The organism is Micromonospora sp. NPDC047740, assembly GCF_043204735.1.
GTDB lineage: Bacteria > Actinomycetota > Actinomycetes > Mycobacteriales > Micromonosporaceae > Micromonospora.
The window spans coordinates 126662-141414 of record NZ_JBIDCT010000016.1 but is presented as its reverse complement, the minus strand read 5'-3'; the positions used below and the strand labels follow the sequence as shown (position 1 = coordinate 141414).

The following is a 14753-nucleotide window of genomic DNA, read 5'->3' as shown; positions in this document are numbered from 1 at the left end:
GATGACAGTGCGCACCTGGCAGGGATCCCGCATCGCCGGTCTCGGCTACTACCAACCGCCGCGGGTACTCACCAACGAGCAGCTCACCCAACTGGTCGACACCGACGACGCGTGGATCCGCAGCCGGGTCGGCATCCAGCAGCGGCACATCGCGGAGGACCAGTCGGTGGCCGACATGGCCTCCGCCGCCGCCGGCAAGGCGCTCGGCGCGGCCGGCATCATGCCCGCCGAGGTGGACCTGGTGGTCGTCGCCACCTGCACGTCCATCGACCGGGTGCCGAACGTGGCGAGCCGGGTGGCGGCGAGCCTGGAGATGGCCGGGCAGGCGGCGTACGACATCAACACCGCCTGCTCCGGCTTCTCGTACGCGCTGGCCACCGCCGACCACGCCATCCGCGCCGGCGCCGCCGGCACGGCCCTGGTGATCGGGGCGGAGCGGCTCACCGACTGGATCGACTGGCAGGACCGCAGCACCTGCATCCTGTTCGGGGACGGCGCCGGCGCGGCGGTGCTGGTCGGGGACGACGACCCGGGCGTCGGCCCGGTGGTGTGGGGCGGGTCCGCCCAGCGCGGGCCGGCGATCCGGATCGAGGGCCGGTCGGCGCGGATCGAGCAGGACGGCGCGACCGTGTTCCACTGGGCCACCACTGCGCTCGCGCCGATCGCGGAGGAGGCCTGCCTGCGGGCCGGCATCAAACCGGCGGAGCTGGCGGGATTCGTGCCGCACCAGGCGAACCTGCGCATCATCAACGCGATCGCCCGGGAGCTCGGGGCCGAGCAGGCCGTGATCGCCCGGGACATCGTGTCGTCCGGGAACACCTCGTCGGCGAGCACCCCGATCGCCCTGGCGAAGCTGGTGGAACGGCGGGAGGTGGCCAGTGGCGCGCCGGTGCTGCTGCTCGGGTTCGGTGGCGGGCTGACGTACGCCGGCCAGGTGATCCGCTGTCCCTGAGCCACCGCTGACCGCCCGGCGCCGCCCGGCGTCCGCCGCCCTCCGGGGCGTCGGGTGCCGGGCGGCGCCGGTTCGCGCCGCGTCCGGGGCCGAAGGGGGAAGCCCCGGACGGGCGGTCCGGGCCGGACTGGCAGCAAGGCGGGCCGCGTCAACCCCGCGGGTGTGTCCGGGGAGCCGTCGAGTGCCGGGACCGAGATCGTCGGCGCCTGGTCCGCGTCCACGCCCTGCCGCGGTGCGACCCGGGCCGGACTCCGGTCGGTTCCGGCCCGGACGGCCTCTCGTGGCGGCCGCCGGTGTCGCACGGGAACCAGGCTGCCCGGCCACCCTCGAGCCGGGATCGACCGTGGCTCGACGGCGGTGGCACGGCGGCGGACCCCGGCCCGGCCGCCCACTCTCTTCGGCCCGGCTGCCCGCGGTCTGACCGGCGGCTCGAGCCGGCTGCTAGCCGTCCCCGACCTCGATCCGAGCCCACCCCGAGCCGGGTGGCCGACCGTGAGCGGCGTTCCCATCCGCCCGCCGGTGCCTGACCTGAGCCGCCGGGCCTTCATCGAGCCGGACCGGGAGTAGCCGAGATGTTCCAGTGCGGAAGTGATCGCCATGAGCCGTGAGGCGCTGCTGGCGCGCCTGGCCATGGTCGGGCGGGCGATGCCCCGCACCCCGGTGGTGCAGCTGCGGCACGACCGGCTGGACCTGTTCGCCAAGCTGGAGTACGTCAATCCGAACGGCAGCTCCAAGGACCGCTCGGCGTACTGGATCCTGCAGCGGGCGGTCGAGCGCGGCGACATCACCGAGCGGACCACCATCGTGGAGTCCTCGTCGGGCAACTTCGCCATCTCGCTCGCCTCGTTCTGCCGCTGGATCGGGCTGACCTTCGTCCCGGTGATCGATCCGAACGTCAACGCCAGCACCGAGGCGTACCTGCGCCGGCTCTGCGACCGGGTCGAGAAGGTCACCGAGCCGGACGGGACGGGCGGGTACCTGTCCACCCGGCTGCGGCGGGTGGAGGAGCTGCGGGCGGAGCTGCCCTCGGTCTACTGGCCCAACCAGTACGCCAACCCGGACGCGATCGAGGCGCACGACCGGCTCACCGGGGCGGAACTCTGCGCCGACCTGCCGCACATCGACTACCTGTTCGTCGGGGTGAGCACCGGCGGCACCATCGGTGGGCTGTCCACCCGGCTCAAGCGGCTGCACCCGGACGCCTGGGTGGTCGGCGTCGACGCCGAGGGGTCCGTCATCTTCGGTGGCCCGCCGGCCAAGCGGCGCCTGCCCGGGCTCGGCTCCAGCATCGTCCCGCCGCTGGTGGGCAAGGCCAGCATTGACGACGTGGTGATCGTGCCCGAGGTGGACGCGGTACGCGGCTGCCACGAGCTGTTCGAGCGGCACGGGCTGTACACCGGCGGATCGACCGGCAGCGTCTACAGCGCGATCGAGCGGTACTTCGCCGATCACCGGGGACCCCGCCCGACCGTCGCCTTCCTGTGTGCCGACCGCGGCACCGGTTACGCCGACACCGTGTACGACCCGGACTGGGTCGACCGGTTCGTCGCCCAACGCGACCGCGGCCAGTCCGTGGCCCTGGTGTGAGAGGAACAGCATGACCGAGACGCACCGACCGACCGTCCGGCCGTTCACGGTGGTGACCGCGGCCGAGGTGGCCGCGGCCATCGAGGCGGACCGGGCGGCCTGCCTGGACGCGGTACGCCGCTGCTACCTCGCCCACGACGAGGCGACCAGCGAGCTGCCGCACAGCAGCTTCCTGCGCTTCCCGCAGCTGCCCCGGGACCGGATCATCGCGCTGCCCGCCTACCTCGGCGGCGAGTTCGAGGTGGCCGGCATCAAGTGGATCGCCAGCTTCCCCGGGAACACCGCGCACGGCATCCCCCGGGCGTCGGCGGTGCTGCTGCTCAACGACCTGGCCACCGGCTACCCGTACGCCTGCCTGGAGTCCTCGCTGATCTCGGCGACTCGGACCGCGGCGTCGGCGGTGCTCGGGGCGGAGGAACTGGTCGGCGGCCGGCGGGTCGGCAGCGTCGGCTTCATCGGTACCGGCCTGATCGCCGAGCACGTCCGCCGGTTCCTACGCGACCTGGACTGGGAGATCGGCGAATACCGGCTGTTCGACCTCGACCCGGCGGCAGCCGAGCGGTTCGCCGCCACCGTGCAGGCCGACGGGGTGGCCGCGGCCAAGGTGGTCCCCGAGGCCGCCGACGCCTTCGCCGCCGACCTCGTGGTGCTCGCCACCGTGGCCGGCGAGCCGCACCTGCACGACCCGGCGCTGCTCGCCCACCACCCGGTGGTGCTGCACCTGTCCCTGCGCGACCTGTCGCCGGAGATCGTGCTCGCCGCGCAGAACGTCACCGACGACGTCGACCACGCGGTCCGCGAACGGACCTCGCTGCACCTGGCCGAGCAGCGGGTCGGGCACCGCGACTTCGTCGCCGGCACCATCGCCGACGTGCTGCGCGGCCGGATCCGCCGGGACCCCGACCGGGCCGCGATCTTCGCGCCGTTCGGCCTCGGCGTGCTCGACCTGGCCGTCGGGGCGTGGGCCTTCGACCGGGTACGCGCCGCCGGCGGCGGCCGGGAGATCGCCGACTTCTTCCCGCTGGCGAACTGATCTAGGGGGTGGGCACGTGGACCTGACGATCGAGGCCGAAGGGCTACGCAAGACCTACGGCACGCACACCGCGCTGGCCGGGGTGGACCTCGCCGTGCCGGCGGGCACCGTGCTCGGCCTGCTCGGCCCGAACGGCGCCGGCAAGACCACCATGGTGCGGATCCTGTCGACGCTGCTCACGCCGGACGGGGGCACCGCCCGGATCTGCGGGCACGACGTGGTCCGGCAGCCGCGCGAGGTACGCCGGCGGGTCGGCCTCACCGGCCAGTACGCGGCCGTGGACGAGCTGCTGACCGGCCGGGAGAACCTGGTCCTGATCGGCGTGCTGCACCACCTCGGCCGGCGGGCGGCCCGCGCCCGGGCCGACGAACTGCTCGAAAGGTTCCAGCTCACCGATGCCGCCGGCCGGGCCACCCGGACCTACTCCGGCGGCATGCGGCGCCGGCTCGACCTGGCCGCGAGCCTGGTCGCCGACCCGCCGGTGCTGGTGCTCGACGAGCCCACCACCGGGCTGGACCTCACCAACCGCCGCACCCTGTGGACGATGGTCCGGGAGCAGGTGGCCCGCGGCACCACGGTGCTGCTCACCACGCAGTACCTGGAGGAAGCCGACCAGCTCGCCGACCGGATCCTGGTCCTCGACGGCGGGAGGGTGATCGCCGAGGGCACCCCCGACGAGCTGAAGCGCAAGGTCGGCGACGAGCAGCTGCAGATCCGGCTGCGGGACGGCGGGCAGCGCTCCGCCGCCGTCGCCGCCCTCGCCGCCGTCGCGGCGCACCAACCGGTGCCCGACGACGACGAGGCGAGCCTGCGGCTGCCGTTGACCGACGGGCTGGCCGGCATCGCGGCCGTGGCGGCGGCGCTGGACGCCGCCAGGATCGACGTCGAGTCGTTCGCCAGCTGCACGCCGACCCTGGACGACGTCTTCCTGTCCCTGACCGGGCGGAGCACCGCCGAGAAGCCGGAGGCAGCGGCATGACCACCCTCGCCGTCGAGACCTCGGCCCTGGTGGGCCGCCACCTGCGGCACCTGGCCCGGGTGCCGATGCGGCTGCTCGGCGTGACCGTGATGCCGGTCGCGTACGTGGTGATCTTCGGGTACCTCTTCGGCAGCGTCATCGAGGTGCAGGGCGGCGGCTACCGGGAGTTCCTGATGGCCGGCATCTTCGCCCAGATGATGCTCACCAACCTGCAGCACACCGCGCTCGGCGTGGTCGACGACCTGGGCAACGGCATCGACGACCGGTTCCGGTCGCTGCCGATCGCCGGGCTCGCCGTGCCGCTGGCCCGGACCATGGCCGACCTCACCCGGGTGGTGGTCGCCTGCGTCGCCATGGCCGTGGTGGGCTTCGCGATGGGCTGGCGCACGCACGCCGGCCCGGTGCAGGTGCTCGCCGGCTTCGGGCTGCTGCTGCTGCTCGGCTTCGCCGCCTCCTGGCTCGGGGTCCTCCTCGGGCTGCGGCTGCGCTCGGCCGAGGCGGTCAGCGCCGTGGCCTTCCTCGTCGTGATGCCGATGACGTTCCTGTCCAACGCGTTCATCCCGCTGCACGGGCTGCCGGGCTGGCTGCGCACAGTGTGCGAGTGGAACCCGCTGTCCGCCGTGGTCGCCGCCTGCCGGGACCTGTTCGGCAACCCGGGCTCGGCCGGCGACGCCCTGCCGATGCGGCACCCGGTCGCCGCCTCCCTGCTGCTGATCACCGCGCTGCTGGTGGTCAGCGCGGCCCTGGCCACCCACGCCTACCGGGCCGCCGCCCGGGGCCGCTGACCCCGCCGCCGACCGGCCGGTCCGCGCCCGCGTACGCCGACCGGCCGGGCGGCCAACCGCTCGCCACCCGACCGAGCAGCCAGCCACCCCGCGAACACACCACGTCCGTAGCTCCGGAGGACTGCTGTGCCCGACCACGAGGATGTTCACTGCCCGCTGACCACCGCGCAGTTCGGGGTCTGGCTGGCTCAGCGGCTCGACCCGGACAACCCGATCTACCTCCTCGCCGAGTACGCCGACCTGACCGGCCCGCTCGACCACGCGGTGTTCGAGGCGGCCCTGCGCCGGACCATCGCCGACACCGAGGCCCTGCGCATCCGGGTGCAGGAGCCGGTCGAGGGCCGACCCGTGCTGGCGGTGTCGCCGACGGTCGACTGGCCGCTGCCGGTGCTCGACCTGCGCGGGGAGGCCGACCCGTTCGACGCCGCCCTGGACTGGATGCACGCCGACGCCACCCGGCCGCTCGACCCGGGACAGGCGCCGCCGTTCCGGTACGCGCTGCTGCGCCTGGCCGACGACCGGACCCTGTGGTACCAGTGCTACCACCACCTGGCCCTGGACGGGTACGGCATGCTCCTGGTGGCCCGGCGGGTCGCCGCGGTCTACACCGCACTGCGCGGCGGCGACGAGCCGAAGCCGGCATCGTTCGGGCCGCTGCGGGCGCTGGCCGACGCGGAGGCCGCCTACCGGACCAGCGAGCGGTTCGACCGCGACCGCGAGTACTGGACCGGGCGGTACGCCGACCGGCCCACCCCGGCCAGCCTCGCCGACCGGCGGCCGGCCACCCCGCGCCGGCTCACCCGGCGTACCGCCCCGGTGGCACCGGCCACCATGGGCCGGCTGCGGGCGGCGGCCCGGGAGCGCGGCGTCGCCGTGCCGGCGGTCGTGGTGGCCGCGATCACCGCCTACCTGCACGGGCTGACCGGCAACGAGGACGTGGTGCTCGCCCTGCCGCTGACCGCCCGGCAGAACGCCGCGGCGCGGGCCACCCCCGGCATGGTCTCCGCGATCGCGCCCCTGCGCGTGGCGGTCCGCGCCGACGCCACCCTCGGCGCGCTCGTCGCCGGCGCCTCACAGGAACTGCACGACGCGCTGCGCCACCAGCGCTACCGTTTCGAGGACCTGCACCGCGACCTGGGCCTGACCGCCGGAGCGTCGGTGCTCGGCCCGCACGTGAACATCCTGCTCGACGCCGGCGGCGGAGCCGGGACCCGGTTCGGCGCCGCCACCGGCACCGACCACAACCTCGCCGGCGGCCCGGTCGACGACCTGGCCTTCGTGCTCGACGCCCGGCGCGGCGACGCCGACGCCCGGCTGGACCTGGACGCCAACCCCGACCTCTACCCCGACGAGCAGGTCAGCGGGCACGCCCAGCGCCTCGCCGCCTTCCTCGACACCTTCGCCCGGGCCGCGGCGGAAGACCCGGACACCCCGGTCGGCCGGCTCGACCTGGCCGGCCCCGCCGAACGGCGGCTGGTGCTGCACGAGTGGAACGACACCACCCGGTCGGTGCCGGACGTGCGGCTGCCCGCGCTGATCGAGCAGCAGGTGGCGCGTACCCCCGACGCCCCGGCGGTCACCTGCGGGCCGACCACCCTGACGTACGCCCAGCTCAACGCCGCCGCCAACCGGCTGGCCCGGCTGCTGGTCGCCCGCGGCGCCGGCCCGGAGCAGCTGGTCGCGCTGGCGCTGCCCCGGTCGGCGGAGATGATGGTCGCCCTGCTCGCCGTCCTCAAGGCCGGCGCCGGCTACCTGCCGGTCGACCTGCGGTACCCGCCGGACCGGGTCGAGTTCATGCTGGCCGACGCGGACCCCCGGCTGGTGCTCACCGTCGGCGGCGCCGGCGACGGGCTGCCGGTCGGCGACCGGCTGCTGCGCCTCGACGAGCCCACCGTCCGCGCCCTGCTCGCCGCGCAGGACGACGGCGACCTGACCGACGCCGACCGGCTGCGACCGCTGCGCGGCGCCCACCCGGCGTACGTCATCTACACCTCCGGCTCCACCGGCCGGCCCAAGGGCGTGGTGGTCAGCCACGACAACGCGGTCGACCTGGCCTGCTGGGCGGTCGCGGAGATCGGCCCGGCCGCGCTGTCCCGGGTGCTGGCCAGCACCTCGCTCAACTTCGACGTGTCGGTCTTCGAGATGTTCGGCCCGCTCGCCTGCGGCGGGGAGATCGAGGTGGTCGACGACCTGCTCGCCCTCGCCGAGCGGGCCGACGGCTGGTCCGGCAGCCTGATCAGCGCCGTCCCGTCGGCCTTCGCGCAGCTGCTGGCCGGCGGGGCGGTCGACGCGCACGCGGACCTGGTGGTGCTCGCCGGTGAGGCGCTGTCTGCCCAGGCGGTGCGGGACATCGGCGCCGCACTGCCCGGCGCCCGGGTGGCGAACATCTACGGCCCGACCGAGGCCACCGTCTACTCCACCGCCTGGTACGGCGGGGACCTCGCCGACGGCGGCACCCCGCCGATCGGCCGGCCCATCACCAACACGCGGGTGTACGTGCTGGACAGCGCGCTGCGTCCGGTGCCGCCCGGCACCGTCGGCGAGCTGTACCTGGCCGGCGCCGGGCTGGCCCGCGGCTACCTGGACCGGCCCCGGCTGTCCGCCGAGCGGTTCGTCGCCGACCCGTTCGGCGCGGCCGGCGCCCGGATGTACCGCACCGGCGACCTGGTGCGCTGGCGGGCGGACGGTCACCTCGACTACCTCGGCCGGATCGACCACCAGGTCAAGGTGCGCGGCTACCGGATCGAGCTGGGCGAGATCGAGGCGGTGCTGTCGGCCCACCCGGCCGTGGCCCAGGCCGCGGTGGTCGCCCGCGCCGGGGTCACCGCCCAGCTCGTCGGATACCTGGTGCCGGCCGACCCGGCTACCCCGCCGGCCCCCGCCCAGCTGCGCGACCACATTGCCGCGGCGCTGCCGGAGTACATGGTGCCGGCAGCCTTCGTGCTGCTGGACGCGCTGCCGCTGAACCCCACCGGCAAGCTGGACCGCGGCGCCCTGCCCGCCCCGGACTTCGCCGCGGCGGCCGGCGCCGGCCGGGCCGCGGCCGGCCCGCGCGAGGAGCTGCTGGCCCGGCTCTTCGCCGACGTGCTGGGGCTGCCCGGGGTCGGCGCGGAGGACAGCTTCTTCGACCTCGGCGGGGACAGCATCGTCTCCATCCAGCTGGTCAGCCGGGCCCGGCAGGCCGGGCTGCGGCTCACCCCGCGCGACGTGTTCACCCACCGGACGGTGGCCGCCCTGGCCCGGGTGGCCGGCGAGTTCGGCTCGGCCGAGACCGAGGACCCGAACGCCGCGCTGGGGGAGGTGCCGCTGCCGCCCATCGTCGACTGGCTGCGCGGCCGGGCGGGCGAGGCCCACCCGGTCGACGGGGTGGCGCAGAGCATCGTCGTGCGTACCCCCGCCGGGCTGCGCGGGGTGGACCTGGCGGCCGGGTTGCAGGCGCTGCTGGACCACCACGATGCCCTGCGGATGATCCTGCACCGCGACGCCACGGCGTGGCGCCTGGCGGTGCCGCCCCGGGGCACGGTGTCCGCCGCCGACTGCCTGCGCCGGGTGGCCGCCGACGCCGCGATCGGCGCCGCCCGCGCCGACGCCCTGGCCGGGCTGCGCCCGGGCGACGGGCAGCTGCTGCGGGCGGTGTGGGGTGACGCCGGGGCGGACCGCCCGGGCTGGCTGGTGCTCGCCGTCCACCACCTCGCCGTGGACGGCGTGTCCTGGCGGATCCTCCTCGACGACCTGGCCACCGCCGTGGCAGCGAGCGCCGCGGGTGAACCAGCCCGGTTGGCGCCGGTCCCGACCTCATACCGCACCTGGGCGCGGCGGGTGACGGCCGCAACTCCGACTGGGGCCGCGACGGGCGCCGGTCAGGCGGTCGAGCCGGCCGGGTCCATCGTGGACCCGCCGCTCGGGCGCCGACCGGTCGGCCCGGACGACACCGAGGCGGCGGCCCGCCGCCGGACCGTCGGACTGCCCGTGGCCCGCACCGAGGCGTTGCTGCGCACCGCCGCCCCCCGGTGGTACGCAGGTGTCGACGACCTGCTGCTGGCCGCCCTGGCGGTCAGCGTGGCCGACTGGCGGCGCCGGCACCGGCCCGGCACCGGAGCCGGACTGCTGGTGGACGTCGAGGGGCACGGCCGGGACGGCGTCGACGGGCTGGACCTGTCCCGCACCGTCGGCTGGTTCACCCGGCTGGCCCCGGCCCGGCTCGACCTCGGCGACCTCGACCCGGCCGAGGCGCTGGCCGGCGGTCCGGCCGCCGGCCGAGCGGTGAAACGCCTGAAGGAACAGCTGCGGGCACCCGGCCGACGGGGCGGCGAGCCGCAGATCGGGTTCAACTACCTGGGCCGGCTGACCGCCGACGACGGCACCGACTGGTCGCCGCTGACGGTCGACGGCGAGGTCGCTTCCGGTGGGGCGAGCGCGCTGCCGATGGCCCACCCGCTGGAGATCAACGCGGTGGTGGTCGACGGACCGGACGGGCCTCGGCTCACCGCCGAGTGGAGCTGGCCGGACGGGGTGCTCACCGACGGCGACGTCCGCGAACTCACCGACGGCTGGCTGGCCGCGCTCGAGGCGATCACCGAACACGCCGCCCGCCCGGGCACCGGTGGGCGTACCCCGTCGGACCTGCCCCTGGTCGAGCTGGACCAGGCCGAGGTGGAACGGCTGGAGCGGAGCTACCCGGCGCTGGCCGACGTGCTGCCGCTCGCCCCACTGCAGGAGGGGCTGCTGTTCCTGTCCGCGTACGACGAACAGACCCCGGACATCTACACCGTGCAGTTCGTCTTCGACCTCGACGGCGAGCTGGACCCGGCGCGGCTGCGCACCGCGGCCCAGGCGCTGCTCGACCGGCACCCCGGGCTACGCGCCGGCTTCACCCACCGGGACCTGCGCCGGCCGGTGCAGGTGGTGCTGGACGGCGTCGAGGTGGACTGGCGCGAACCGGACCTGACCGGGCTCGCACCGGCCGACGTGGACCGCCGGCTCGCCGAACTGCTCGCCGTCGACCGGGCCGAACGCTTCGACCTGACCCGGCCGCCGCTGCTGCGCTTCACCCTGGCCCGGCTGCCCGGCGGGCGGCACCGGCTGGTGCTGACCAACCACCACATCCTGCTCGACGGCTGGTCGATGCCGGTGCTCGCCGGGGAGCTCTTCGCGCTGTACCGCGCGGGTGGCCGTACCGACGGGCTGCCGCCGGTCACCGACGCGCGGGCGTACCCGGCCTGGCGGGCCCGGCAGGACCGGCCGGCGGCCGAGGCGGCGTGGCGGGCGGCCCTCGCCGGGCTGACCGAGCCGACCCTGGTGGCGCCGGCCGCCGAGCGGGGTCCGGTGCCGCCGGCCAAGCTGCTGCGTGAGGTGCCGGCCGCGCTCACCGAGGCGCTCACCGCCACGGCCCGGACGGCGGGCGTCACCCTGAACACCGTCGTGCAGGGCGCCTGGGCGGTGCTCGTGGGCAGCCTCACCGGCCGCGACGACGTGGTCTTCGGCGCCACCGTCGCCGGCCGGCCGGCGGAGCTGCCCGGCGTGGAGACCATGGTCGGCCTCTACATCAACACCGTGCCGGTGCGGGTACGCCTCGACCCGGCCGAACCGGTGGCCACCGCGCTCGCCGGGTTGCAGGAACGGCAGGCCGCCCTGCACCCGCACCAGCACCTCGGCCTGCCCGACATCCAGCGGCTGGCCGGGCACGGCGAACTCTTCGACACCCTGGTGGTCTTCGAGAACTACCCGGTCGACCCGGCCGTGCTCGACCTCGCCGGCACCGGCCTGGCCGTGCGCGGGGTGCACGGGCACGACGCCACGCACTACCCGCTCACCCTGGTGCTGGTCCCCGGTGACCGGCTGGGGCTGCGGTTGGAGTACCGGCCCGACCTGATCGACGCGGACACCGCCGGGGCGCTGCTGGAGCGGATGTGCCGGCTGCTGAGTGACATCGCCGCCGACCCGTCCGTCCCGGTGGGCCGGCTCGACCCGGTCACCCCGGCGGAACGGCGGCAGGTCCTCGTCGAGTGGAACCGCACCCGGCAGCCGGTCGACCCGGCCACCCTGCCGCAGCTGCTGGCCCGGCAGGCGGCCGCCACCCCGGACGCCACCGCGGTGGTCTTCGAGGGGAGCAGCCTGACCTTCCGCGAGCTGGACGAGGCGAGCAACCGGCTGGCCTGGCTGCTGGTCGGGTACGGCGCCGGGCCGGAGCGGTTCGTCGCCGTGGCGGTGCCCCGCTCACTGGAGCTGGTGCTGGCGCTCTGGGCGGTGCTGAAGGCCGGCGCGGCATACCTGCCGGTCGACCCGGACTACCCGGCCGACCGGATCGCGTACCTGCTCGACGACGCCCGGCCCGCCCTGCTGCTCACCACCCGGGCCACCGCCGCGCTGGCCACCGGCACCGCCGCCGCCCTGGTGCTCGACAGCGACGAGGTACGCCAGGCCGTGGCGGAACACGCCGCGGCCGCGCTGACCGACGCCGACCGGGCCGGGCCGCTGCGCCCGGCCAACCCGGCGTACCTGATCTACACGTCCGGCTCCACCGGCCGGCCCAAGGGCGTGCTGGTGCCGCACCAGGGCATCGTCAACCGGCTGAGCTGGATGCAGCACGAGTACCGGCTCACGCCGGCCGACCGGGTGCTGCAGAAGACCCCGTCCGGCTTCGACGTCTCGGTGTGGGAGTTCTTCTGGGCCACCATCATCGGCGCCACCCTGGTGGTGGCCCGGCCCGAGGGGCACAAGGATCCCGCGTACCTGGCCGGACTGATCCGCACCGAGCAGATCACCACCCTCCACTTCGTCCCGTCCATGCTGCAGGCGTTCCTGGCCGAACCGGCCGCCGCCGGCTGCACCGGGCTGCGCCGGGTGATCTGCAGCGGCGAGGCGCTCCCCGCCGACCTGGCCGAGCGGTTCTTCACCACCCTCGACCCGGCCGGCGCGCACGGCATCGAGCTGCACAACCTGTACGGGCCCACCGAGGCGTCGGTCGACGTGACGTACTGGGCCTGCCCGCCGGGGGAGCGGACCGTGCCGATCGGGGCGCCGGTCTGGAACACCCGGCTGTACGTGCTGGACGCGTTCCTCCGGCCGGTGCCCCCGGGCGTGGCCGGCGAGCTCTACCTGGCCGGCGTGCAGCTGGCCCGCGGCTACCAGGGCCGGGCCGGGCTCACCGCGCAGCGGTTCGTCGCCGACCCGTTCGCCGCCGCGCTGGCCGCCACGGACCCGTCGGTCACGGCGGGGGAGCGGATGTACCGGACCGGGGACGTGGTGCGCTGGCGGGCCGACGGGGTGCTGGAGTACGTGGGCCGGACCGACCACCAGGTCAAAATCCGCGGCTTCCGGATCGAACTGGGCGAGATCGAGGCGACCCTCGCCGAGCATCCGTCGGTGGGGCAGTGCGTGGTCCTCGCCCGGGAGGACCAGCCGGGGGTGAAACGCCTCGTCGCGTACGTCGTAGCGGCCGCCGGGCAGCGGGTCGACGCGACCGTCCTGCGCGAGCACGTCGCCGGGCGGCTGCCCGAGTACATGGTGCCGGCGGCGGTGGTGGCCCTGGCCGGCCTGCCGGTGACCGCCAACGGCAAGCTCGACCGGGCGGCCCTGCCGGCCCCCGACTTCGCCGGGGTCAGCGCGGCCGGCCGGGCGCCGTCGGCGCCGCGCGAGGAACTGCTCGCCGGGCTCGTCGCCGAGGTGCTCGGGCTGCCCCGGGTCAGCGTCGACGACAGCTTCTTCGACCTCGGTGGGGACAGCATCGTCTCCATCCAGCTGGTCAGCCGGGCCCGCCAGGCCGGGTTGGAGCTGACCCCGCGCGAGGTGTTCACCCACAAGACGGTGGCGGCGCTGGCGACGGTGGCCCGGGAGGCGGCCGGCAGCGCCGCGACGGATCCCGACGCCGGCATCGGCGAGCTGCCGCTGACCCCGATCGTGCGCTGGTGGCTGGACCGGGCCGGCCCGCTGGGCGGGTTCCACCAGTCGGTGGTGGTGCCCGCGCCGGCCGGACTGACCGCCGACCGGCTGCGCGGCGCGGTGCAGGCGCTGCTCGATCACCACGACGCGCTGCGGATGCGGCTGGCCGGCCCGGCCGGGCAGCGGCGGCTGGTGATCGGTCCACGTGGCAGCGTGGCCGCAGCTGACCTGATCACGCCCGTGCCCGCCGCGGACACCGGCCCAGCCAGCGCGGACAACGGGTCCGATGTCGGCGGGACCGACGCCGATGGACCCGACCTGAGCGCGCTGGCCGAGGCGGCCCGGGCCGAGCTGGACCCAGTCGCCGGCCGGATGCTGCGGGTCGTCTGGTGCGACGCCGGCCCCGGCCGGCCCGGCCAGCTGCTGATCCTGGTGCATCACCTGGCCGTCGACGGCGTCTCCTGGCGGATCCTGCTGCCCGACCTGACCGCCGCGCTGGACGCCACCGCACCCGACGGGACGGCCGGCGAGGCCGCCACCGGCAGCCACACGCCCGGCACGTCGCCCCAACTCACCCCGGTCGGCACCTCGCTGCGGGAATGGGCGGAGCACCTGGTCCGGGACGCGCACAGCCCGGCCCGGCTGGCCGAGCTGCCACTGTGGACCAAGCTGCTCGACCAGCCGGAGCCGGCCCTGGCCGGGCGGCCGCTCGACCCGGCCCGCGACACCGTCGCCACCCTCGCGGAGCTGTCCGTCGAGCTGCCCACCGAGCACACCGAACCGTTGCTGACCGCCGTACCGGCGCTGTTCCACGCCCGGGTCGACGACGCGCTGCTGGCGGCGCTGGCCCTCGCGGTGGCCCGCCGGCGGCAGCGGCGCGGCCTGGGCGACGACCCGGCGGTGCTGGTGGACCTGGAGCGGCACGGCCGGGCCGACCACGTGCCGGGTGTCGACCTGTCCCGCACCGTCGGCTGGTTCACGAGCCTGGCTCCAGTCCGGCTCGATCCCGGGACGGTGGAGTGGGACCAGGTGCGCAACGGCGGTGCGGCCGTCGGAACCGCACTGAAGCGGGTCAAGGAGCAGCTGCGGGCCGCACCCGACGACGGCCTCGGCTACGGCCTGCTTCGACACCTGAACAGCGAGACCGCGGGCGTGCTGGCGGACCTGGCCGAGCCGCAGATCATGTTCAACCACCTCGGCCGGCTGGGCGGCGCCGAGGGCGGCGGTGCGCGGATCGGCGGCGGCGCGGACCCGGAGCAGCCCGTGGCGTACCCGATCGAGGTCACGAGCTGGACCGTCGACGGCACCGACGGGCCGCGACTCACCGCGGTGTGGCGCTGGCCGGGCGGGCTGCTGGATGACAACGACGTCCGTCAGCTCGCCGACGACTGGCGGACGGCCCTGGCCGGGATCGTGGCGTACGCCGCGGCGGGCGGAATCGGTGGGCACACCCCGTCCGACCTGACGCTGGCCTCGCTGTCCCAGGACGAGATCGACGAGTTCGAGGACGAACTGGAAGCGGAGTGGGGGTAACGT

General features: G+C 75.6%; 6 protein-coding genes. All 6 read left to right on the top strand.

Annotated elements, in window-relative coordinates:
* The first annotated feature begins 7 nt into the window (after positions 1-7).
* The 6 genes from ACGF4F_RS27220 to ACGF4F_RS27195 all read left to right on the top strand — a co-directional run bounded on the left by ACGF4F_RS27220 (position 8) and on the right by ACGF4F_RS27195 (position 14750).
* A complete protein-coding gene (locus ACGF4F_RS27220; protein ID WP_393081578.1) occupies positions 8-952 on the top strand; it encodes a beta-ketoacyl-ACP synthase 3 in 945 nt (314 codons plus the stop codon).
* Between the two features lie 597 nt (positions 953-1549).
* Complete coding sequence (gene sbnA, locus ACGF4F_RS27215) at positions 1550-2539, top strand: 2,3-diaminopropionate biosynthesis protein SbnA (protein ID WP_357441527.1); 990 nt, start codon at positions 1550-1552, stop codon at positions 2537-2539.
* Between the two features lie 10 nt (positions 2540-2549).
* Positions 2550-3572, top strand: a complete 1023-nt coding sequence (sbnB, locus tag ACGF4F_RS27210) for a 2,3-diaminopropionate biosynthesis protein SbnB (RefSeq protein WP_357441526.1) — start codon at positions 2550-2552, stop codon at positions 3570-3572.
* Between the two features lie 16 nt (positions 3573-3588).
* Positions 3589-4551, top strand: coding sequence for an ATP-binding cassette domain-containing protein (locus tag ACGF4F_RS27205; protein ID WP_357441525.1), 963 nt, complete (start codon positions 3589-3591; stop codon positions 4549-4551).
* A complete protein-coding gene (locus ACGF4F_RS27200; RefSeq protein WP_357441523.1) occupies positions 4548-5336 on the top strand; it encodes an ABC transporter permease in 789 nt (262 codons plus the stop codon). Before ACGF4F_RS27205 ends, ACGF4F_RS27200 begins: the two co-directional genes overlap by 4 nt.
* 126 nt (positions 5337-5462) lie before the next feature.
* Entirely contained in the window at positions 5463-14750 is a 9288-nt protein-coding gene (locus tag ACGF4F_RS27195; protein WP_393081573.1) for an amino acid adenylation domain-containing protein, read from the top strand.
* Positions 14751-14753 lie beyond the last annotated feature (3 nt).

What these genes read in the sequence shown, in the direction of transcription:
- ACGF4F_RS27200 (WP_357441523.1), top strand. Translation starts at nt 4,548, where the DNA reads ATGACCACCCTCGCCGTCGAGACCTCGGCCCTGGTGGGCCGCCACCTG.
- sbnB (WP_357441526.1), top strand. Translation starts at nt 2,550, where the DNA reads ATGACCGAGACGCACCGACCGACCGTCCGGCCGTTCACGGTGGTGACC.
- sbnA (WP_357441527.1), top strand. Translation starts at nt 1,550, where the DNA reads ATGAGCCGTGAGGCGCTGCTGGCGCGCCTGGCCATGGTCGGGCGGGCG.